Below are 22502 nucleotides of genomic sequence, written 5' to 3' on the forward strand. Positions count from 1 at the left end.
TGAGCGCAGTGAGTTGGAAACTCTCATGCTGCGTTCTCAGGGGAGGGGAGAGCGGCGACGCTCGAACCTTACCCGACGGACTGGAATGCTACTGCTTTCACGACTGATTCTTTATAATTTATATAGATTGTATTTGGACTTTTTAAGGTATTAACTTTTTGACCGGCTTCGCGGAAATTTGGGCGATCGAGCTATATTAAATTCAATTTATGACCCATTGTATTTTTCAAGACATGATAAGGCGGTGTTTCTACGGTATTTCGCCTTCATTGAATCGCATTTGAGATTAACAGCAAAAACTTATACGTAAGTAAAAAGCTTTAATCGCGATCGCCAAAGTATAAAATGTTGTTCATTAACAGATAATTGGAATTTTCGATCGGGCGATCAAAAATTATGCGGTTTATGCCCTAAGATAGATACACTAAGTTTTGTCAAGCTAATGTCGGAGTTGAGGTCAGCCGATATGGACACAATAATAAATGTACTAGATTTGACTGCGGTAATGCCGGGATATCGCCCGATCGCGCAATTGTACACAGATTCTCGATCGGCTATCGATCGGTTCGTGCGCGACAAAGACCAACCACCCGCCGCTAAAATTCTCAAACCTACGTCCTTGTGGCGGAGGAGTTCCGGGACGCGGTGCTGCCAAAATCCCAAAAAGTTGCATTAGCGATCGTTAATTGGCTCGGTAGAAATAGTCCTCAACCGAACAGACATTCTCGACGAACTCGAACGCAGACCGATTATTTACAAATACATTAAACCTTCCAATCTTTCAATTAATCTTGACTGTTACCTGCCAGATGGAGGTGGATAAATTTTAACAAAAAGAGGCCACGGATTCGGGATATATTCCAGCCGTAATCCGTAGCCAATCGACAGGGGAAATGGAGGCAAACCTTATCTTGGGAATTGTGTTTTGATGCTAGTAACGATGATGCACGACTTTTATGATGCGCTGGCAGATTTGGCAATCTATGCAGATGCCGCACCGGCGGAGCGCCAACAAATCCTGAAGCGCGTTGGGGCTAGTCAGAAAAAACTCAAAGAATTCGCGCAGCATACGCCGATCAATTACCAACACAAGTTCGATCTGGTTGAAGCAGAATTGCTGGGCGTTATGGGACAGACAGCAGAAGCAATGGAACTTTATGATCGAGCTATTACCGGAGCTAAAGCTAACGAATATGTCAATGAAGAAGCTCTTGGCTGCGAACTCGCTGCTAAGTTTTACCTGTCATTAGGAAGAGAAAAAATTGCCCGACTCTACATGATAGATGCCTATGATTGCTATTTCCGCTGGGGAGATAGAGCCAAAATTGATGACTTAGAAAAACGTTATCCTCAATTATTAAAACCGATTTTAGAACCCGCAAAACTCCCTGCAAATCCATTAGCAAATTTTCCTACACCTGCGGTGCCAAATCAATCGCTTCATCCATCCATTCATCCATCCATTCATCCGTCTGTTTCGGCGAGCGTCTCAGATTTCGGGAATTTTTCAACACTGCTAAAAGCTTGTCAAGCGCTCTCTAGTGAAAGAGAACTCGATCAACTGATTGCCAAACTGATGCAACTGGCGATGAAAAATACAGGAGCTGACAAAGGAGCGCTGATTTTGTCAAACGGGAATCAATGGGAAATCAGGGCTACCAGCGCGCTCGACAATTCGGGACTCGAATGGGCGATCGACTTATCATCCGCAAAACTCGATGACAACAGCGATATCTTGCCCCTCAAAATTGTTGACTGCGTTCAAAATTTATTGAAACCTGTGATAGTTCGGGATCTCGCTCAACAACGTGATTGGGATTCCGACTCCTACATCCTCAAATACCAACCGCAGAGCCTGTTGTGTTGGCCGATTCTCGATCAAGGCAACTTAGTCGGCATTTTGTATCTGGAAAATCGCTTAACCGCAAGAGTTTTCACCCGCGATCGCCTGCAACTTCTCAATCTCCTGTGTTCCCAGGCAGCCATCAGTTTGCAAAATGCTCTGCTATATAAAAAATATCAGGATTACAACCAACAATTAGAGCGATCGCTAGTAAAAATTAGCCGAACCGAAGCTCAGCTTGCCGATCAGAAAAAAATGCTCCAAGCGATTCTTGATGTCGCTCCGATTTGGATTTGGATGGTTAATCTCAGTGGTAAAGTTCAGTTTTTGAACAAGACATTTTCTCAAGATGTGGGTGTGCCTCTGAGCGATTTCCTAGCTGTCGATCATTATAAAGATATACTGGGGGAGAATGCAGCGGGCTGTTTGGTTTCCGATACCGCCTGCCTTGCCCAAGATTTGCCGCATTACTCCAGCGAAATTCTCAGATTTGTTGACGGCAAACTACACGATTTAGAAATCACGAAAGTGCAGTTAAAAAATTCCCATGGCGAGACAATCGGGATTATTGGTTTGGGTGTTGATGCCACTGAGCGCAAGCGAGCAGCCGAACTTTTGCAAGAGCAAAATCAACAGCTAGAACGAACTTTAAAAAATTTACAACAAGCACAACTGCAAATCGTGCAAAATGAGAAAATGTCGGCATTGGGTAATTTAGTCGCTGGAGTCGCACACGAAATTAACAATCCGATTGGGTTTATTTCTGGCAATTTAAGCGAAGGTAAAAGAAGTTTGGAAGATGTGATAGAACACTTAGAATTGTATCGCTCCGCTGCATCGCAATCGGAAATAGCCGACCACGCCCAAGAGATAGACCTCGATTATCTTTTGGAAGATTTACCCAAGATGATTGATTCAATGCAACTCGGATGCGAACGCATTTGCAGCATCAGTAACAGTTTGCGTACCTTCTCCCGAGGCGACAAAGACTACAAAGTTCCTTTTAATATTCACGAAGGCATTGATAGCGCTATTTTAATTTTGAAACACCGCCTCAAAGCAAACGAACATCGCCCGCAGATCGAAGTGATCACTAAATACGGCAATCTCCCTAAAATCGAATGTTTTCCCGGTCAATTGAATCAAGTTTTCATGAACATCCTTGCCAATGCGATCGATGCCTTAGAAGAGTCAAATATAGGACGCAGTTTTAGCGAAATTACCGCCAATCCCAACCGCATCACGATTTGCACGGATATAGTCGGCGAGGGGTACATTAAAATTAAAATTGCTGATAACGGCACCGGAATCAAAGAGGAAGTTAAACACCAGATATTCGACCATTTGTTCACGACGAAAGGTGTCGGCAAAGGAACTGGATTGGGGTTGGCAATTGTCCACCAGATTGCGGTAGAAAAACATGGCGGAAGCATCGAGGTGAATGGCGAGCCTGGAGTTGGCACTGAGTTTGCGATCGTTTTGCCTGTGAAGGGATAAATTTGAATTAAAATTCAATGTTTTTTGGGCGATCGCGTAATACAGCAGATTGCAGGTTTATGAAGTACAGTAGCCACTATATTTATGTTGTGTGATTTTAATATGTAGGGTGCGTCGCTGCGACCTTTTAAATAGAACTTGCAGATTGATGGGTGGCGACGCACCTTACTTACTACAAGATTGTGTGTACTACATATACATGGAATATGCTGTAAGATATACTGACTTTAATTCGGGTCTTTTTTTGAAAGCCTTGGCATAACTCTTTTAAGTTGTATTTTAGACACCCTATAAGTGAGCGCGTCACCCATTTTTAGTTGGGAGATGTCTATTATACAAAAAATTAATCACCACGGCTTCGCCCTACAAAAATTTATCTTAAATTTAACCAATCTTGAATTTCTTGCGCTAACCAAGCCGCCTCAACCTCTGTCAAATTTTTTCCTAAAACATAAAAGTAAGTTCCCATATCGTTACCGGCACGAATCTTGATTTGATTTCCCGAAAGAGAGTTATTGTGAATGAAAGCACCCAAGATTTCTGATATTTCTCCTGTTTCTTGTAAGTATTTACACCCCAATACCTGATGTGTTATTTTAAAAAATTTGCGATTAAATTTAACTTGCTTTATCTCAAAAATAACCTTAACTAATAAACCTATTATAAGTACCGAAATTACTACCCCTATGCTCAATTTTCCTGTTAAAAAGGGGATAATTGTCGGGATAAATGTCATTAGCATTACTGTTCCTAGATAAGCAGATAATAAAGGCTTTCTGACTAAGACAGCCGGAATTTTAATGTGTAACTCCGTCGCTGATTTGCTAACTTGAATGAGACTGTGAGGCGGTTTAGCAATTTTCCTCACAGTCTCAATTTGAAGATTAGCCCCTTGTATGTTGCCCAATTTCAAAGCTGCTAAAGCCTCTCTAGCCTTGCTGAAACGCTTTTCTAACCCGATTTCCGTCATCTTCTCAATCCAGCTTACCAAAGTAGGATTGACACTCACGCGATCGCTAAACTGAATCCGAGAATCTTTCTGTGGTAAATCCGCAGGTGTCGCCCCCGTTAACAAATGAATTAAAGTAGCTCCCAAAGCATACAAATCGGAAGCCGCCACCGCCCGCCCCCAAAACTGTTCTAAGGGTGCATAGCCACTCGTTCCTACAACTGTAAACGTTACGCCTGTCACTGCCGCTTGAGCTTGTACCGCACCAAAATCTACTAGATAAACCTGCTGATCCTCTCCCAAAATTAAATTACTCGGCTTAATATCTCGGTGCAAAACCGGGGGACTCAATTCATGCAAATAAATTAAAATTTTTAGCACTTCAGTGGCAATTTTTCGTACTTGTTTTTCGGAAAAATGCTGACCATTTTCTAAAAATTCCTGAAGTGAAAATCCCGGAATATAATCTTGCACTAACCCAAACCAAGGCAATCCTGCTCCCGCTTCCCGCTCCAGGGAAAAATAATCTCGATAGCAAGGAATGCGGGGATGATTTAGGGCCTGCAAAACTTGTGCTTCTCTTTCAAAAAGCTTGAGTTCTTCCCACTGCATTTCCGGGCTAAAAGCTAACATTTTCAGTGTCACCTGTTCTTGAGACTCTAAATCTACTGCTAGCCAAGTTTGATGACCGGCGGCTGTGCGTCCTAAACGCTGTTGCAATTGATAACGTTCTTGTAAGATTTTTCCGGGTTCTAACACAGCATTGCCCTATTTTTTTTAATTATATGAAATTTCCTTAACTATTAAATTAACTATTTTGCCGAGAGCGTTAAATTGCTAGTACAAGTAATTATCCGTGCATTTCTCCATTCGGCATAATTGTACCGCGCCACTGAGTACCTGCTAAATTAGCAGTGCTCAAATCTGCCCTAATCAAAATTGTGCGGTGCAAAATTGCATCGCGCAAATCTGTTCTAGCCAGGTAAGCATCAGTCAGATCCGCTTCACTCAAATTTGCCTGATTAAAATTAGCTCGACTCAAATCAGCCCGCACCAAATTAGCTCGACTCAAGTCAGCCATAACTAAATTAGCATTGCTCAACTTAACATCAGGAAGAAATGCACCCCGCAAGTTAGCGCCAGCAAATTCAGCATCAATTAACACAGCTCTTTCCAACTTAGCATTTGTCATTACAGCCCAAGAAAAATTTGTTTCTACCAAAGTTGCTTCAGTCAAAAATATGCCATCTAAAATAGCTTCGCTCAAATTCGCCTGAGTCAGATTTGCTTCCCCCAGAGAAGCTTCTGTCAAATTCGCGTGACAGAGATTAGCTTTAGTCAAATCTGCACCTTGCAAATTGACGCCCCGCAAATCGGCACCGCTCAAATTTGCACCCCGCAAATTTGCACCCTCAAAAAGCCGCGGCTCCTTCCGCAAATTTGCACCCCGCAAGCACGCACCGCGCAAATCTGCACCTTGCAAATTGACACCTCGCATATCTGCACCGCTCAAATTTGCATCGATAAAAACTGCCAAAGAGATATTGGCTCTGCGAAAGTCTGCACCTTGCAAAGTCGCTCCGTGAAAGTCTGCATCGGACAAATTGGCTCCGCTCAAGTTAGCTTGATTTAAGTTAGCACCGCACAACTTTGCATTAGTTAAATTTGCGCGCTGAAGGTTAATTCTGCTCAGGTACGACATCGCTAAGTTTGCACCCCAGAGGTCAGCACTGCTTAAATTGACGCCAATTAAATCGGCACCGCTCAGGTATACCCCTCTGAGATTCATACCTTGAAAATCTAGTTCTCCTGATGTATATCGCCTTAAAATTTCGCTGGCATTCATATTTGTTTTTGTTGTTAATTTGGTACAATCTGCTATTTCTAGACTGCTTAAGTTTCTGCTCGCGCAGGCGGACTTAATTTTTGTAGCGCCAGACTTGAGTCTGAGAAATTTGATGAAATTTGTTTGTTGAATTTCAGTTGAGGCAGGCCGAGTTAGTTTGTGTAGCCTCAGACTAGATTCGGGGCATTTAATCAATTTGATTGACAAATTCTTGAGTCCAAAAGACTGTTTTACTACCTAACTGTCGCCCGTGAATTTTCACATGAGTAAGATATTGAGATTTTAAAGTACACAGTTTTTTGTGAATGTATGTAGCTGTAGCCTGTTGATTTGGTACTTCAGCAGACTCCAGAATTACATGGAGCCAACCATCTTTAAATCCCGCTGTAGCAGTAATTCCTTTAGGCTGTAGCAATTGATTAATCAATTGGACGATCGCCTTTGGTTTGCCTTGCTTTGCCATTTCCAGAAGCTGATACTGATTTGCTTTATGGCTAGAGTTTTCCGGCGGTATTTCGGAAATATTGTCTGCCATGTTTTCTAAGATTTCAGAAGGATAGTTTCCGCTTTCTTTTGACTCCAGTTCAATCAAAATTTCCAGCAATTTATCGGTAAACTTCTGAACTTTTCCTACATACTCTCTGAGATTTTTATATTTCCAGTACAAACGCTCCTCTGCACTTCCCGTAGAAAATTTTCCGTTCAAAGCAGCTTCTAACTGGGTGAATATATTTTCTATTTGCGCCGTTGCGGAGTTAGCACTTTGACTGACTAATTCTGTCATTTCTTCTTCCAATTCCAATTTTCGTTTGATGGAATCGCTAATATTTATAATAACAGGAGCAGCCGGTTCTAAAATTTCGATAATAGTCGGCATTTCTGCAACTGGGAATGTTTCTACCATTTCCTGTCTGAAATTGGTAGCATAATTATTGCTGGTTTCGGGTTCTTTAAACTGTACATTTTCTGCCGTGTCCGGCACTAAGTAACTCTTTTGGGGGTCATAATGATAGTGAGATGGAGCAGCTTGAAGGATGTTAGTAATCTCGCCTGGATCAAAATAATCGCTGCGCCTGTCCACCAGCTCGCTCTCTTGATAAACACTGTTGTTTAAATGTGTCTGATCGTAATCTTCACTAGCCGAAGATTCGGCTTCATGGGATTCTTCCTGTTGCATTTTTGCGTAACAAGGATTCATCGCTTTGATGATTACGCTCGCAGCTTGGTCGTTTTCATCTCTGTTGTCGAGATTGCTAGCAGTTGTGTACAATCGAGATTCTAGTTCGGCTAGGCTGCCACAGACATTAAACAGTTGTCGCAGTAAATTGTCAAGTTCTTGAGTTTTCAGCAGGAGCCAATCGCGATCGCTAAAAGTAAACTGGTGATAAAGAGTAGAAAAAATTAGGATTTTCGCCCTCAGCGGATTTGTTTGCTGCAAAATTTTTTGTCTGACATCAAATAATTTGCCTGGGTTTCTTGCCCTTTCTTCGCTGCTGGGTACTTCCGAACTAAAGTGCTCTTCAAATGCGGGAGCTTCCTGACCGCCAAAACTAGATATGTTTATTTCTAATTTGGTGAAATCTTCAAATTCATACAGCCTGCTAAGTTGACAGACTATGAGGTCTGCTACTAAAGCATACTCGGTTTTTTTATTAACCTTAGAGACTATACTATTTAAAACTGCTTCAATATCTTCTAACCTGCTGTATTTGGCGCACAGTTCTTCGATTAAAATCCTTACATCTGCGCTGGCGAGTTGGGCAGGGTCGTTTTCCCAGAACTCTTTACAAGCAAAAAATATTATTTTTTTAATGCGTGAAAGATTCACGTCTTGTTCTAATTCGCGAACAACTTCATCTAAAATAGATAAAGCTTTCATAGTTTTCCTCCCATAAAAATACCCTGTCAACACTCAGCAAGAAATAATACAATTATACCACATTTGATAAATGCAAGACTTTGATACGATCGTAATTGGCAGCGGTATTGGGGGCTTAGTCGCCGGTTCGATGCTAGCTCGTTACGGCAAGCGGGTGCTCGTCTGCGAGAGCCACATCATAGCGGGCGGGGCAGCTCACAGCTTTTCGCGCCGGGGATTTCACTTTGATTCGGGGCCTTCTTTTTATTGCGGTTTGACTGACCCCCGCTCGTTCAATCCTTTGCGGCAAGTTTTTGATGTTTTGGAGGAATCGATCACAGCAATTTCCTACGATCCGCTGGGGCATTACCATTTTCCAGAGGGAAGTTTACCGATTTATGCTGATGCTAGAAGTTACTTAGATGCTGTAGCTAAGTTCGCACCGCAAGGTGCTGTAGAATTGCAGCAATTTCAACAAAACTTATTAGTTTTGTATGAAGCTTTGCGTGGAATCCCGGCTTTAGCACTGAGATCCGACTGGCAGTTGATACCTGTTTTGCTGTCTCGGTACTCGCCTGCTTTGCTGAAGCTGTTGCCGCTAGTAGGTGCGATCGCGGGTTCGGCAGGTTCCTTGATGGATCGGGACGTGCGTGACCCTTGGGTGCGGCGTTTGATCGATTTGGAATGCTTTTTGCTGTCGGGTTTGAAAGCGCACGGAACCGTCGCGCCGGAAATAGCTTTTATGATTGGCGAACGATCGCGCTGTGCGATCGAATATCCTGTAGGTGGCAGCGGTGCGATCGTCGATGCTTTAGTCAGAGGCTTGCAGCGCTGGGGAGGAAAATTGCGCCTGGGTTCTCCCGTCGAGCAAATATTAGTTGAATCCGGCAAAACCACCGGCGTTCGCTTGAAAAACGGCGAAGTTATCCGCGCCCCAATTGTTATTTCAAATGCCACCGTCTGGGATACTTATACAAAGTTACTGCGACCTGAAGATTTGCCGGAAAGCTACCGAAAAAACGCTTTGTCGATGCCAGCAGTAGACAGTTTCATGCACCTGCATTTAGGAATTAAAGCCGAAGGACTCGAAGGTTTGACCGGCCACCACGTCGTCGTTCACGACAGCAAGATTGACATTACAGTACCCGGAAATACTTGCATGATTTCGATTCCTACAGTGTGGGATGTAACTCTCGCGCCGCCAGGACATCACGCCCTTCACGCTTATACATTGGAACCTTACGAAGGTTGGGAATATGGCAAATTGTATCAGCAGAAAAAGCAAGAGCGATCGCAATCTCTGTTTCAAGCTTTAGAAAGAATTATACCGGATTTGCGATCGCGAATAGTCTTAGAGTCGATCGGCACACCGCTAACCCACGCCCGATTTTTACGCCGATATCAAGGAACTTACGGGCCTGCAATCGCCGCCGGAAAAGGCACATTTCCCGGGCCGCAAACACCAGTCAAAGGCTTGTATCGGGTGGGAGACAGCACCATGCCCGGAATAGGCGTTCCCGCCGTCGCAGCATCGGGTATTTTATGTGCGAATACTTTGGTAAATTCCGATGTGACAGCACAATTTTTGTAAGTTATGGAAGAAGGAAGCGGGCGGGTTTTGCCAAAGATATTGTAGGCAACTCAAAAAATAGATCAACCCGCCCTCTCGTAACCAGTAAACTGCTTGCTGGAGTGCTGATGAGTGCTAAAAACTGATTATCCACCAGCGGCAAAAGCCCCCATAATTGCGATCGACAAAGCCAAACCTGGCAACAGCAGCAATCCTAACATCAAAGCATCGTGTCCGCTCATCACTTTCTCCTGATATTGACCTTAAACATTATACTATATAAACTGCCATCTCGACCTTAAGAATTAAAACCGGCATATAGATTCAGGATTGACAGGGCAAATTTTATTAACAATGGGATTTCCGCGCAAGTCCAGGGTAGTTAACTTTTGCAAAGATTGCAGGGAACTGATATCAGAGATTTGATTATTGTACAAGTCTAGTAAAAATAAATTATTTAAAGCTTGCAGCGCGCTGCTATCCGAAATTGGATTGTTGAACAGATAAAGTTCAGTCAAATTAGTTAACGATTTCAGCGGACTGATGTCGGAGATTTGATTGTTACCGAGGTTGAGTTCAATTAAATTAGTGAGCGATGTCAAAGGACTAATATTAGAGATTTGATTTTGGAATAAAACCAATTTATTTAATTTAGTTAGAGATGCCAGCGGAGTAATGTCAGATATTTCATTTCCGAAGAGAAACAGCGTAGTCAGATTTTTTAAGGAAGCCAGCGGGGTGATATCCGATATTTGATTATTGTAAAGGTAGAGTGTCTGGAGTTCAGTTAAATTGGCCAGAGGAGCGATATCTGAAATTTGATTGTTGTAGAGAATCAGCGCATTTAAGTTAGTTAAATTTTTCACCGGAGTGATGTCGGAAATTTTGTTGTCAAACAAGACAAGTGCGGTAAGATTAGTGAGATCTGCCAGGGGACTGATGTCTGAGATTTGATTGGTATCGAGAACGAGTATACTCAGATTTTTCATAGATGAAAGCGGACTGATATCAGATATTTTATTAACATCTATAACCAGAGTTTTCAGGTTAGTCAAAGATTGCAGGGGAGCGATGTCAGATATTTGATTACTGCCGAGGATGAGATTAGTAAGTTGAGAGAAAGATGAGATAGGGCTGATATCAGTAATTTGAAGATTTTTGAGGTTAAGTTCTGTTGTATTAGAAAGTAGTGCGTTGGCTCTATCGCACTCGGAAGAGTCTGATATTTGCAACAGTATTTCTACCGTATGTTTAGCATCAAGCGAGATATTCTCTTTTTGCTTGCACCACTCGGAAAGGTTATTATAAGTTGTCATGGGCTGTGCTGCCTTAATCGATTTTAGATGCGAGATGTGAAATTTTAGATAAGTATAGCAATTCTATTTCATTTGTGAATGAGCTTTTTTTCGGCTTTTGAGAAATTTCAGCAAAAATTGTGTAAAATAATCTTAACATCCTTAATTGAATTGCATTCACAGGAGCCAAGAGCCAACTATGACACCAGAGCTAATTTTTAATGTCGGTAATCTGTTCGTTGTGCCTTTCTGGGCAATTATGATTTTATTACCAAACTGGGGAATTACCCGAAAAGTGATGAATTCCTTTATTCCGTTTGCGATACTCGCCGTTTTGTACATATATTTGTTTGGTAGCAGTCTGACTGCGGAAAACGCGGCAGCTTTGTCCAATCCCAAGCTAGCAGATATTGCTAAGTTTCTGGGGGAGGAAACAGCGGCGGCTACGGGATGGATACATTTTTTAGTGATGGACTTGTTTGTCGGGCGCTGGATTTATTTGGAAGGACAGCGGACAGGAGTTTGGACAGTTCATTCTTTGGCTTTGTGTTTTTTTGCGGGGCCGATGGGATTGCTTTCTCATATTATAACTGCTTCGATTACTCAAAGGTTTTTCCCCAGTTCTGAGGCGGCGGAAACTATTACTTTATCGGTTTAGGGAAAGGGTTTCTCATCCTTTGGATGTCATACCATTTGCGATTTGCGATTTGCGATGGGAAATGACTATACCTCTAGCAAAAGTCGATCGCCTATCCTGAAAATATCTGCGTTTATCTGTGTCTATCTGCCTGACATCTGCGGTTTCTGTATTAACCAAAGACTTAAGGATCGCGAATTAAATAACTTACAATTTTAATTGTTATTGTGGGATGGGCGTCCCGCCCATCCCACAAACTTGTGGAAGTTATTTAATTCTCATTCCTTATGCAATTCAGGTCTACTGAGTGCATAAGTTATTGTCGGGTGAACTCGCGGCTACAGAATTTTAAGAATTGGCTAGGGGCAGGACTAAACGAGCGACAATTAAATTGTGTTCTAACATTTCTAAATAAAAGTTTCCCCCCATTAAGCGTACCGCTCGCTGACAAATTAAGAGATTTTGCACGATCGACCTATTTGCAGAAACCGCTAATATATCGGGCCCGGAACCGCCGTTGAAGGCAGCAATTAACTGTCGATCGCACGCGCCACTATCGATCACAGACAATTCTAACAAATCTTCCCCTAACAACTGAGAGCGAATCTCAATCTTGGCGCCAACAGCAGAGCGCCTGCAAGCCGTCGCCAGCAATTCGCACAGGATCAAATCCAGCTTGATACTGTCCCCGCGAACACTCAAAGTCTGACCCGCAGGCATCGACACAGCAGTTTCTCTGTGCACTTCCAGCACGACTTTCGACTGTTTGACCAGGGGGGCAGTTCGATCGAGCGATCGCCTCAGCCAAGCGCTCACAGGCACCGCATCTTGTCCGAATTGCAGCCGCCAATGTTCCTGTTTCAGCAGCAAATGAGTTGACCCCAAAGCATTGCCAATGTGTCGCAAAACCTGTTGGTAGCGCAAAGTTTTCAGAGCATCCTTTTGTTCCTTCGCCGACTGCAAAATCGACTCACTCAACTCCCCCAACTCCTTCACCCCCGCTCCCACAGTGCGGTAAAACTCCTCAAAACGCCGCTGTTTGTACCAGTTGAGCAACTCCAGATCCAATCGCTGCGACTCGGCGGCAGATTGCACCGCCAAATACCTGCGCCACCAAGCCAACTGAGACGCCATCGAGCTGAGTAAACTCACCGACAACTCCGACCACTGGCGGCCCGGAGCGTCTGCAGCCACCACAATGCCCGCCGGAGCGTGTTCTGGGGCCGTCCGCAGCGCCACCGTCAGAATCTCGCCAATTCCCGGACTGCGGAGCCACCGCTTCGTCGCCAGCGGCAGTTGGCTCGTGCTCTGTTGCAGCACCTCGCTAGCAGCCAGGGTTTGTTGGATTAACGCATCTGTTTTGACAGGAATCACCGCCTCGGGATTGAGGGCAAATACGGGATTGGCAGCTAGCGCCGTCGCAATTGAACCTTCCTCCTCACCGGGATTCCAAGTAATTACGGCTACTAAAGGACAGGAAATTGTCTGGGAAACCTGTTGAGCAAAGTTACGATCGAGCTTTTGTAGCGGCAACTCTGGGAACATCGTCGGTGAAGCACCAGATATCGGTTGCTCAGATTGCTCATCAGGAGAATGGTGCAAAACCGCCAAACCCGATTTGAACGATCGCTCAAATTGCTGATATTTGTCGATTGCCGAACTCTGTTGCCAGGAGTGCAGGATCAATCCTAGTTGTTGGCCCACTAGCCGAATTAATTCTTGCTCAGATCGCCTCCAAGTGCGAGTTGCACTGTGCCCGACAACCAGCAAACCCTTGATCGATTGGCGATTGGCGATTTTCGATTTGAGATTGGGGTTTTCTCCCTCTGCCTTTTTCCCCTGAGTGCTCGATGCCAACAGCGATCGCACCCCAGCTTCCCCCAACACTTCCCGCCAAGCGCCCAACCGCCTGTCTTCCTCCCAATTTTCAATAGCTAGAGGTGCACTTTCTTGCAACAGCCCCACGTCAGCCACATCTAGGGCGTTGAGTGGCGACGGCACTGCCCTGCGGTTGCGGGGCAGATTTTGGCAGACAATTTCAAAGCTATTTTGTTCTTCGCCGTACAGCAGCAGCAAAAAGTATTCGCATTTGAGCCGATCGCACAACTGTTCGGCGGTATATTTCAAAGTCGCCTCCCAGTCAGCATCGCTGTAGATGGCGTGAGCTATTCCGGCAGTTAAATCTCGATCGATCTCAATTTGCTGAATTTTCTCCTCCATCTCCGACACCGGAGCCGTCAGAGCCACTAACTGCGCCACTCCCCGCAGGTAATGCTTTTCATTGTCTTGCCAAATCCGGGGCTCGCCGGCTTCGACTGCCAAAAATCCCAACAATTCCCCTTCCGAAACAATCGGCGCAGCCAACAGAGAGCGAGCGCGGATTTGCTGCATCAACCGCCCTGTCAGCTCAGTTTTCAGAGAACTTTGAGATTCACCGATCCAAACCATTTCTTCCCTGCCCAAAGCCTGATAAAATTCCCCCAAGTCTTGGACGGTGATGCCCGAAGCCGCTCGGCCGGGCCCCCCCAAACCCGGAGCAACTTCGCGGTTGCTGACTCGGCGCCAAAAATAGCGCCGCTCTCGCTCGAACCAATAAACATTGGTACGCGTCGGCTCGATAAATTCATGAGTTTGTTCGACCACCGCTTGCAAGTATTGATCGAGCGATCGCAATTCCCCCAATTGCGAAATCAGCGCTAAAAGAGACTCATCTGGGTGTTTGACTTGTTCTCGCTGCCAGTCTTTTTCTATTTGGTAAAGAGCAGTTGCCAGCGCTCCAAATACGATCGCCAACTGCGTTTTTTCCCCCGACTTGGGCGACGCTCCCCACACGTCTGTGCCGAGCAAAATCACGCCGTAGCAGCGGTCTTTGTAGCGCAGCGGAAACAGAGTCGTGCCTTGAATATTGAAAGTTTGAGCTGCTTTGCGCCATTCTCCGGCTCTACTTTCCGATCGCAAATCCGGGACTCCCACCGGCCGGAGCTGAATCACCACTTGTTCCAGCAAATCCCCTGGGCTGAGGGCAAACCGCTGTTTGAGAAAAGACAGGTCGCCGTTAGGAGTTATGCCACCTTTGCCGAACAATCTGTGGGCCTGTCGATCGTACAACCCGATCCAAATCAACCCCCAGTCAAATTCCGTTTGCAAGTAACCGAGTGTGGTCGAAAGTAGCACTTCAACATTCTCCTCTTCTCGGAGAGTCTGGAGAACGCGCTCTAGGGTCGCGATTTGTTCGTCTAAATCCTTTGGTCTTTGCTGCTGCCCCATTTCCAAGCTTCCCCGCACCTTTGTCTAATTTAAAATTACTAACTTAAAAATTCAAAAAAATAAAATGCAAAAGAGTCAACTTATAATATAATCGTCTCACTTATCCCTCAATCTCAAACATTGGATAAAGTCGATCGAAGTTGAAGTAAAAACTTCGCCTTCGCTGTCTGCTCGTGAATATTTTTATTTTCCTTCTCATTTCTAATTTGTAAATTGCCCCAGTACAAATCATTGGATATTTATCAATCAAGTGTACGCCCGCTGTTGTTTTCCGTATTGAAAACCGATGCCGAGTGGCTGCACAACCGCACTCTCCAAGTTCTCGAACTTGCAGCCAGAACCCAGTCAAACCCCGCAACCAGTCAAATGCTCTCTCGATTGCAGAAATCTTTGGGAGTCCAAGATTCTCGCCTCGAACAATCTTTGTGGGGACTGAGCTTTAACAATCCTGTCGGCTTAGCCGCCGGATTTGATAAAAACGGCGTAGCTGCTGACATTTGGGCAAATTTTGGCTTTGGCTTTGCCGAACTCGGCACTGTCACTTGTCAACCGCAGCCGGGAAACCCCCAACCTCGCTTGTTTCGCTTGACAAAGGACAGTGCAGCCCTCAACCGCATGGGATTTAACAATCAAGGAGCCGCGGCAATGGCCGCCCGGTTTCAGGCAGCACAGAAACAGTCAAAATTCGATGCCTCGCGCGCCATGCCTCAGTCTCGGTTCCCCTTGGGCATCAATCTCGGTAAATCTAAGGTAACACCGTTAGAGCAAGCCGCAGCGGACTATTTGGAGAGTTTTAAGCTGCTGAAAGATTGGGGCGACTATTTTGTAGTGAACGTTTCGTCTCCGAATACGCCTGGGTTGCGATCGCTCCAAGATGCTGCTGGACTTAGCACAATTTTGGAAATTTTGCAACAGGAAAATCAGGGAATCAAGCCAATTTTAGTCAAGATTGCGCCGGATTTGGAGTCGGAGGCGATCGTATCAATCCTCGATTTAGCAAAAACCTACCAACTAGCAGGAATTATCGCCACAAATACCACCATCCGCCGCGACGGACTGAAAACACAAATATTGCGAGAAACAGGCAAACCAATCGCCGAAGAAGCCGGGGGAATTAGCGGGCTTCCAGTGCGGGAGCGATCAACAGAAGTAATCCGATTTATCTGGCAATATACAAAAGGCGAATTACCCATAATTGGAGTTGGCGGCATTTTCACCGCCGAAGATGCTTGGGAAAAAATAGCCGCCGGTGCGAGTTTAATTCAAGTTTATACCGGTTGGGTTTACGAAGGGCCTTGGATGGTGCGTCGGATTCTCCAAGGGTTGTTGCAAAAGTTAGAAGAAAAAGGATTTAGTTCTATTTCTGAGGCAGTAGGTTCGGAAAATATTAAGTAGCAGATTAGGACACAACAATATTGTGTCTTTGGGGCGGATTGATAGCAAGCCCCAAAACGGTTGATATAAATAAAATTTGGATATTGGGAATTGGGCGAAGCCCAGGGATGAGGCATTGAGTCCCATCCGATTAGGCAATGGGCAAGCCTGTACTATAAAAAGCACAGGCGAGAGATTAGGAATTGGATATTAAAACTTAAAGATTCATCACACTCTGGCATAATACCAGTGTTTATTACCAATAACCAATAACCAATAGCCAATAACCCAAAAACTTACTTTGGTTTAGAAAGTCCTGCCAGCGACCAAGTTAGACTCACCATCATTAAGCGTGCTAGAGCCTTCAAACCATCTTCACCGTGATTTTCAAAGGCTTGAGACTCGGTTTGAGAATTATCATTTTCTGACAAGTCTTGAGTGGCTGCTGGTTTTTTCAACTCCGCTTTGTCACAAGATTCCTCAAGACTGACTTGTGACTGATTATTTTCTTTTTCTCTCATTTTATGAGTCACCTCCTTGAGTTATTGCATACATAACCCATACTACAAATATAAATTGTTTGTTTCCGGCATTTGGCGATCGAAGTTTTGTTACATGGCGATCGTAATCAGCAAGTGAGGTGATACCCATCACTTAATTGTTATTTTTACTTACTAGCGATGTTTTCACAAATCTGCTACAGTTAATACCTAACAATCAATTTGACGCTCAGTGACATCAAACTGAAACTAAGCCTCGGAAAACTCACAATAAACTAAGAAAATAAAGGTGTAGATCTGATGGGAATTTATCTCGATACTGCAATTGTAGCCGAAGCAAAAGAGGCGAGCAAGTTCGGCTGGCTTTCGGGAATTACTACTAATCCAACCCTCCTGGGAAAAAGCGATTTAGCTCCTGATGTGACGCTCAAACAACTGGCAAAACTTATTCCCGGTGAAGTGTATTATCAGCTAACTGCATCTGATTTTGATGGCATGGTAGCAGAAGGAAAAGCGGCTTTTGAATTAATTGGACAGCAAACAGTGTTGAAAGTTCCAGCAACGGCGGCTGGTTTTCAAGCAGTAGCGCATTTGTCACCGGAAATTCCTTGCGCGGTGACGGCGATATACAGCGCATCACAAGCAGTTGTTTCAGCAGAAGCGGGGGCTAAATATGCGATCGCCTACGTGAATCGCGCCACCAGACTCCTCGGAGACGGTTTTGCCTTAGTGCGAGATATGGCCAACGTATTGCAGAGAACTAATACAGAGATTTTGGCAGCAAGCATTAAATCGCCAGAAGAAGCAGTAAATACTTTATTAGCCGGCGCCCATCATTTGACATTGCCTTTGGACGTATTGCAGGCGATCGCAGTTCACGAATTGTCCCAGCAAACAGTTGATGAATTTGCCAAAAACGGGCGAGGAATTTTGGGATAATATCATGTCCCCTTGCACAACCTATTGATTATTTTAAAATTAGTCATTGGTCATTGGTCATTGGTAATACTGGTCGCAACAGTCTCTCTTCTCTCTCTTTTCTTCCTTCGCGAAGGACGCGGTTCGTAAAAAAAGTAATTCTGTACAATGTACGCTGCACACCTTACACTACTGACAACTGTCAACCACCAACTGCCAACTGCCAACGACCAACTGACAACTGTCAATTGCCAACTGTCAACTGTCAACTGTCAACTGTCAACTGACTATGGCATTCGCCAAATCTTAATGGTGCTATCAGGACTGCCACTCACAAAAGTCTTGCTATCTCTGGCAATAGCAACAGAACTCACAAACTGACTGTGACCAGAAACAGTGCTTCTTTCTTTTCCCGTCTTCAAATCCCAAACTATAATATCTCCCCCCCCGCTGATCAAAGTGCGGCTGTCCGGGCTAAAGGCGATCGTCCTCACCCAGCTCGAATGCCCTTTAAAAGTGCGGGTGCGCTTCCCGTCTTGCACGTTCGACAAACGGATCATCGTATTGTCGGTGCTAGCACTAGCCACAATTTGCCCGTTCGGGCTAAAAGCCACAGCATTAACCGGGCCCCCGTGACCTGTGATAATTCTTCTGACTTCTCCGGTATCGAGATTCCACAAACGCATAGTCTTGTCCTGGCTGCCACTAGCGAGAGTTTTACCGTCCCGGCTCAAAGCGATCGCGTTTACTCCTCCGGCGTGGCCACTCAAAGTCCGCAACCTGCTGCCGGTTCTGACATTCCACAAGCGAATAGTTTTATCGTCGCTGCTGCTAGCGAGAGTTTTACCGTCACTGCTAAAAGTGACGGCGTTGACGCCGGCTTTGTGAGCAGAAATCGTCCGCATCCGCCGCCCCGTCTTCAAATCCCACAAAATCACATTATTGTCGTCGCCGCCGCTGGCAAAAATCGAGCCATCCGGGCTCACCGCCAGCGTCTTGACCGATTTTTTAGAATGCGCCGGGCTGATAGTCCGCACCACCCGTCCCGTTTTCACATTCCAAATTCTAATTGTCCCAATGCTGGCGCTGACTAAAGTTTTACCATCTGGCGACAGGGCGATCGCATTTACACTCTCGACATTATCCAAACTTCTTTGCAAAAACTGACTGCTAGGCAAACTAGAAAGCAGCCATACCGGGTTTGCCGGAAACACCCCGTAACGCAGCGAACCGTAAATTTGAGACGCGCCAATACCCAGCATCAAAACAGCCGTGCCGGCCAGCAGCTTCTTTTTCCAATCAAAAACTTCTTTATCGGTCTTGTTCAATCCCGAATTCAGAGGTCTGAGGCGGTTCATGGAACTCTGCTTCGTCGCCCCAGCCCCCCCGGAAGTTCCGCGAATTTTAGTTTGCCCCGTCGTCGGCAACTGAGTCGGCAACTGACTTTCCGCGCCATCGAGATTAATTTCCTCCAAGCACTGCAAAACCATCTGCGGACTTTGAGGTCGATTTCCCGGAAAAGGCGCCATCAGATAATCGATTACATTAGCCACGGCGTCGGAAACCTGAGGAGCTCCTTTGCGCCACATTAATCTGCCCGTGCGCGGGTTCTCTGGAAACGCAGTCGGCGGCTTCCCAGTCAGCAAATAAACAAAAGTGCGCCCCAGAGCAAAAAAATCTGACTGCGGAACAGCCTTGCCATTAGTTTGTTCCGGCGGCGTGTAGCCCGGGGAAACAATACCAGTCACATTTTGCCCCTGGCCCACCTTAGCGAAATAAGTCGCCGACACTTCCCGAGCAGTCCCGAAGTCAATCAGCACTAACTGCCCGTTTGGCTTGCACATAATGTTGTGCGGCTTGATATCGCGATGGAAATAGTTGAGGCGGTGAACTTGGTCTAAAATTTCCGACAGTTGTTTGAGCCAGTTAACAGCTTGTTCTTGACTAATCGGGCGGCCCCGGTGTTTCAGCCAATCTTGCAAATTGGCCCCAGCAATTTTCTCCATCACCAGACAGTGAAAAGACTCTGTGCTGTGAGCGGGCGAAAATATAAAATAACCGTCGCGATCGACTTTTGGAATACCTGGATGTCTGAGCCTGACCAATACGTCGGCTTCTTGCTTAAACAGTTCTACAGCTTTGGGATGTTCTTTGAGCAGGACTTTGATCACTTTTCGGGCGCCGTTGTCGTCCACTTCAAATGTTCTGCCAAAGCCGCCGCTTCCGAGAGGCGCGACTAGCCGATATCGACCTTGCAACAAAAGTTCTGACCCGCAGTGGATACACGCGGATTTGCCAGAGTTGGCTGGATCGGAGGGATTCGGGCATTTGGGATTGAGGCAATAACTCACAGAAGCCACATAACCCTGATTGAGGTTGCTCTATCAAGTTTTACTTTGACACTGCTCTACAAAACTTGGCTAAACTTATCTAAGCTTCACCATTCAACTAGAAGTATTTTCTAGAGGGTCTGATTCCTGCTTCTGCCAAGAGAGTCGGCTCTTACTTGTCCACAGGCGTTAATTCGGGTGGAGCAGCACCCTATTTTTGCAGTCTGTATTTATTATTTTGGAAGCTTTTAGCCATTGTTTAACCATTATTTTCAACCAATTTAACGAATCGTGGTATCCCGTTCGACCTTTTTATAGGCTGGTCAGTTTTAAATCGACCGTCGTTTACTGCTACACAAAACTTGGCTAAACTTATTTAAGCCTCACCATTCAATCAGAATTACTCCTGAAGGGTCTGTTTCCTGCTTCACCCAAGGGAGTCGGCTCTTTCTTGTCCACAGGCGTTAATTCGGATGGAGCAGCACCCTAATTGAATTAATTTTAGTTGAAGCTTTTAGCCATGAGTCATCCACTATTTTCAACCAATTTAACGAAACGCGGGCTCCCGTTGGACCTTGTGACAGGCTGGTCAGTTTTGACTTACACGCTCGGTTTACTCTCCCAGATAATTAAGCCTTTTTTTCGGCATTGATTTAATCATACCGCCCATAATGTTAATCAGTCAAGTTAAGTATGACTAATTTTGGTGAACTTTTTGGCTATGCAAGTCCAACTCAATTTTCAACTTATGACCATCGTAGCACACCTAGTAAAAGACTCATGAGCACCCTTGATTTAAATCTTGCAGCGTCTCTGAAGTCAAGAGAGGTTTTAGTCTCGCTTGACTTCAGCATCCCGTGTTTTTTTATAACCGGGGGCACTGCGAGCTAACGATCGGGTTGAGGCCAAAGGTTTTGTTGTTTGTCATAGCCGATCGAGGTCACAAATCCCTGATGAGAGCACATAATGTACAAACACACCAGAACTAATAACGAGAGAGCAGCCACATTTCAATTGTACGATCGCCACGACCACTATCGAAGGAAGAAGTCCGAGGGGAGAGTGGGGGAGGGGGAGAGGGGGAGTGGGGGAGTGGGGGAGAGTCGGAAAATCCGCCTTCTTCCTTCTTGCTTCTTCCTTCTTGCTTCTTCCTTCTTGCTTCTTCACGCTTGACTTCTTCCTTCAGCAGAAGAAAGCCTTTTAAACAAGTCCCTCAATTACCGGATGGAAGTAGAACGCCAGCGCCAAAACCGTATAAGCTGCCAACAGCAAAGTACCTTCTAGCCAGTTAGAGTTGCCGTCAGAACTGATAGAATTGGCGATCAGCACCGACACCGCAACCGCTACAAGTTCAAACGGGTTGAAATTCAAGTCCATCGGTTTGCCCAAGACAAAACCTGCCAAAACCAACACCGGGGCAACAAACAAAGCAATTTGCAAACTAGAACCCACGGCCACAGAAACCGACAAATCCATTTTATTTTTCATCGCCACCGTCACCGCCGTCGTATGTTCGGCCGCATTGCCAATAATCGGCACTAAAATCACCCCGGTAAACAGTGATGTCAGCCCCAAAGTGGCGGTAGCTTCTTCTAGGGTACCAACCAACAGTTCTGACTCGACAGCTACCATCAGGGTACAGGCCAACAGCACCCCAATCCACAGCGGCAGATTGACTTTGTGGTCGGGACTGTCTGGTGCTAAGTTACTTTCGGCTAATTCTTCGAGCATTTCAGTTTCTGCCACCCCTGCATCGTACAGATAACTGTGGGTTTTCATCGAAAACAGCAGCGTCAGCACGTAGACGATAATCAGCACTATAGCAACAGCGCTAGAGAGGTTCTGCATAGTTTCCGGAGGGATGCCAATAGAGGTCGCCTCAACTGCCGTCGGCACCAAAATGGCAATCACGGCTAAGTTCATCGCTGAAGCGTTCAACCGGGCGACTGTCGGCTGAAATTCTTGTTCTTTGTAGCGCAAGCCGCCCAGCAGCATCGCAAATCCCATCACCAGCAGCAGGTTGCTCATAATTGAACCGGTGATGCTGGCCTTGACAACATCTATTAGTCCCGCGTTGAGGGCGACGATGCCGATAATCAGTTCCGTGGCATTTCCGAAGGTAGCGTTTAGCAAACCCCCCAAGTTGGCGCCGAGGACGACGGCGATTTCTTCGGTGGCCGTGCCCATCCAGGCGGCCAGGGGGACGATGGCTAGGGCCGAGGTGATGAAGATTGTGGAGGATTCCCAGCCGAGAAAGTGTCCGGCGATGGACACTGGGATAAATAACAGCAGGCTGGAAATTATTGTGGTTGTGTTTAGCATTTAGATTCTGAAAAGCTCCCAACGGTCAATCATAGCCTGTGGGTAAATGAAAAAAAGGGGTTTTGTTAAAGCTGGGGGGCGCTAGCTGTTGGTCGCTGGTCGATCGAACTCTTATACAGGACGCGACTCGCACGGAGTAGAACAGGCACTCCAAGAAGCGCTATTTTTCTTTATTCGCTATCTTACAATATTTTGCAGTTAATGGCGACCTCTAAAATGCCATGCCATAATTAAACAAAGACTGTGCTGATGATTGAATTTTTTCACCCAATTTTCACTAAACTTTTTCAATCTTC

The 22502-nt window shown here is 45.4% G+C and carries 15 protein-coding genes; 6 read left to right on the forward strand and 9 right to left on the reverse strand.

Translation table 11 applies throughout. From position 1 onward, the window contains the following. Positions 1-466: 466 nt before the first annotated feature. Entirely contained in the window at positions 467-676 is a 210-nt protein-coding gene (locus QUA58_RS18310; protein ID WP_333247193.1) for a hypothetical protein, read from the forward strand. Positions 677-928: 252 nt separating this feature from the next. After that, entirely contained in the window at positions 929-3340 is a 2412-nt protein-coding gene (locus tag QUA58_RS18315) for an ATP-binding protein (RefSeq protein ID WP_333247522.1), read from the forward strand. A gap of 373 nt (positions 3341-3713) precedes the next feature. On the opposite strand, the gene QUA58_RS18320 is transcribed toward QUA58_RS18315, so the two are convergent. From QUA58_RS18320 to QUA58_RS18330, 3 genes are all read right to left on the reverse strand, one after another. Continuing rightward, positions 3714-5048, reverse strand: coding sequence for a serine/threonine-protein kinase (locus QUA58_RS18320; protein WP_333395172.1), 1335 nt, complete (start codon positions 5046-5048; stop codon positions 3714-3716). A gap of 91 nt (positions 5049-5139) precedes the next feature. After that, positions 5140-6135, reverse strand: coding sequence for a pentapeptide repeat-containing protein (locus QUA58_RS18325; RefSeq protein WP_333395173.1), 996 nt, complete (start codon positions 6133-6135; stop codon positions 5140-5142). Between the two features lie 187 nt (positions 6136-6322). After that, positions 6323-8014, reverse strand: a complete 1692-nt coding sequence (locus tag QUA58_RS18330; RefSeq protein WP_333395174.1) for a hypothetical protein — start codon at positions 8012-8014, stop codon at positions 6323-6325. A gap of 70 nt (positions 8015-8084) precedes the next feature. Between QUA58_RS18330 and QUA58_RS18335 the strand changes: the two genes are divergently transcribed. Continuing rightward, positions 8085-9584 carry an NAD(P)/FAD-dependent oxidoreductase gene (locus QUA58_RS18335; RefSeq protein ID WP_333395175.1) on the forward strand — a complete coding sequence of 500 codons (1500 nt, stop codon included), beginning with the start codon at positions 8085-8087 and terminating at the stop codon, positions 9582-9584. A 284-nt stretch (positions 9585-9868) separates the two neighbouring features. Here the strand turns inward: QUA58_RS18335 and QUA58_RS18340 are convergent, their stop codons facing one another. Continuing rightward, positions 9869-10879 carry a leucine-rich repeat domain-containing protein gene (locus QUA58_RS18340; RefSeq protein WP_333247185.1) on the reverse strand — a complete coding sequence of 337 codons (1011 nt, stop codon included), beginning with the start codon at positions 10877-10879 and terminating at the stop codon, positions 9869-9871. Between the two features lie 178 nt (positions 10880-11057). On the opposite strand from QUA58_RS18340, the gene QUA58_RS18345 reads away from it, so the two are divergent. Further along, complete coding sequence (locus tag QUA58_RS18345; protein WP_333247183.1) at positions 11058-11516, forward strand: ABA4-like family protein; 459 nt, start codon at positions 11058-11060, stop codon at positions 11514-11516. Positions 11517-11843: 327 nt separating this feature from the next. On the opposite strand, the gene QUA58_RS18350 is transcribed toward QUA58_RS18345, so the two are convergent. Next, on the reverse strand, positions 11844-14762 hold the full coding sequence (locus QUA58_RS18350; RefSeq protein ID WP_333395176.1) for a GAF domain-containing protein: 2919 nt from the start codon (positions 14760-14762) through the stop codon (positions 11844-11846). A gap of 231 nt (positions 14763-14993) precedes the next feature. Between QUA58_RS18350 and QUA58_RS18355 the strand changes: the two genes are divergently transcribed. Beyond that, the gene (locus QUA58_RS18355) at positions 14994-16157 is read left to right on the forward strand and encodes a quinone-dependent dihydroorotate dehydrogenase (RefSeq protein WP_333395177.1); all 1164 of its coding nucleotides are present in this window, start codon (positions 14994-14996) and stop codon (positions 16155-16157) included. Between the two features lie 275 nt (positions 16158-16432). Here the strand turns inward: QUA58_RS18355 and QUA58_RS18360 are convergent, their stop codons facing one another. Beyond that, entirely contained in the window at positions 16433-16657 is a 225-nt protein-coding gene (locus QUA58_RS18360; RefSeq protein WP_333247177.1) for a hypothetical protein, read from the reverse strand. A 279-nt stretch (positions 16658-16936) separates the two neighbouring features. Between QUA58_RS18360 and QUA58_RS18365 the strand changes: the two genes are divergently transcribed. Continuing rightward, positions 16937-17575 carry a transaldolase family protein gene (locus tag QUA58_RS18365; protein ID WP_333247176.1) on the forward strand — a complete coding sequence of 213 codons (639 nt, stop codon included), beginning with the start codon at positions 16937-16939 and terminating at the stop codon, positions 17573-17575. 266 nt (positions 17576-17841) lie between these two features. On the opposite strand, the gene QUA58_RS18370 is transcribed toward QUA58_RS18365, so the two are convergent. The 3 genes from QUA58_RS18370 to cax all read right to left on the reverse strand — a co-directional run bounded on the left by QUA58_RS18370 (position 17842) and on the right by cax (position 22206). Beyond that, on the reverse strand, positions 17842-19914 hold the full coding sequence (locus QUA58_RS18370) for a serine/threonine-protein kinase (RefSeq protein ID WP_333395178.1): 2073 nt from the start codon (positions 19912-19914) through the stop codon (positions 17842-17844). An 894-nt stretch (positions 19915-20808) separates the two neighbouring features. After that, positions 20809-21051 (reverse strand): hypothetical protein, encoded by a 243-nt coding sequence (locus QUA58_RS18375; protein ID WP_333247172.1) that lies wholly within the window; start codon positions 21049-21051, stop codon positions 20809-20811. Positions 21052-21084: 33 nt separating this feature from the next. Continuing rightward, positions 21085-22206: a calcium/proton exchanger gene (gene cax, locus QUA58_RS18380; protein WP_333247170.1), complete on the reverse strand. Its 1122-nt coding sequence runs from the start codon at positions 22204-22206 to the stop codon at positions 21085-21087. Positions 22207-22502 lie beyond the last annotated feature (296 nt).

It is taken from the genome of Microcoleus sp. N9_A1 (assembly GCF_036701795.1).
In the GTDB taxonomy this organism is placed as follows: domain Bacteria; phylum Cyanobacteriota; class Cyanobacteriia; order Cyanobacteriales; family Microcoleaceae; genus Microcoleus.

What these genes read in the sequence shown, in the direction of transcription:
- cax (WP_333247170.1), bottom strand. Translation starts at nt 22,206, where the DNA reads ATGCTAAACACAACCACAATAATTTCCAGCCTGCTGTTATTTATCCCA.
- QUA58_RS18310 (WP_333247193.1), top strand. Translation starts at nt 467, where the DNA reads ATGGACACAATAATAAATGTACTAGATTTGACTGCGGTAATGCCGGGA.
- QUA58_RS18335 (WP_333395175.1), top strand. Translation starts at nt 8,085, where the DNA reads ATGCAAGACTTTGATACGATCGTAATTGGCAGCGGTATTGGGGGCTTA.
- QUA58_RS18350 (WP_333395176.1), bottom strand. Translation starts at nt 14,762, where the DNA reads ATGGGGCAGCAGCAAAGACCAAAGGATTTAGACGAACAAATCGCGACC.
- QUA58_RS18345 (WP_333247183.1), top strand. Translation starts at nt 11,058, where the DNA reads ATGACACCAGAGCTAATTTTTAATGTCGGTAATCTGTTCGTTGTGCCT.
- QUA58_RS18340 (WP_333247185.1), bottom strand. Translation starts at nt 10,879, where the DNA reads ATGACAACTTATAATAACCTTTCCGAGTGGTGCAAGCAAAAAGAGAAT.
- QUA58_RS18365 (WP_333247176.1), top strand. Translation starts at nt 16,937, where the DNA reads ATGGGAATTTATCTCGATACTGCAATTGTAGCCGAAGCAAAAGAGGCG.
- QUA58_RS18315 (WP_333247522.1), top strand. Translation starts at nt 929, where the DNA reads ATGCTAGTAACGATGATGCACGACTTTTATGATGCGCTGGCAGATTTG.
- QUA58_RS18360 (WP_333247177.1), bottom strand. Translation starts at nt 16,657, where the DNA reads ATGAGAGAAAAAGAAAATAATCAGTCACAAGTCAGTCTTGAGGAATCT.
- QUA58_RS18330 (WP_333395174.1), bottom strand. Translation starts at nt 8,014, where the DNA reads ATGAAAGCTTTATCTATTTTAGATGAAGTTGTTCGCGAATTAGAACAA.
- QUA58_RS18325 (WP_333395173.1), bottom strand. Translation starts at nt 6,135, where the DNA reads ATGAATGCCAGCGAAATTTTAAGGCGATATACATCAGGAGAACTAGAT.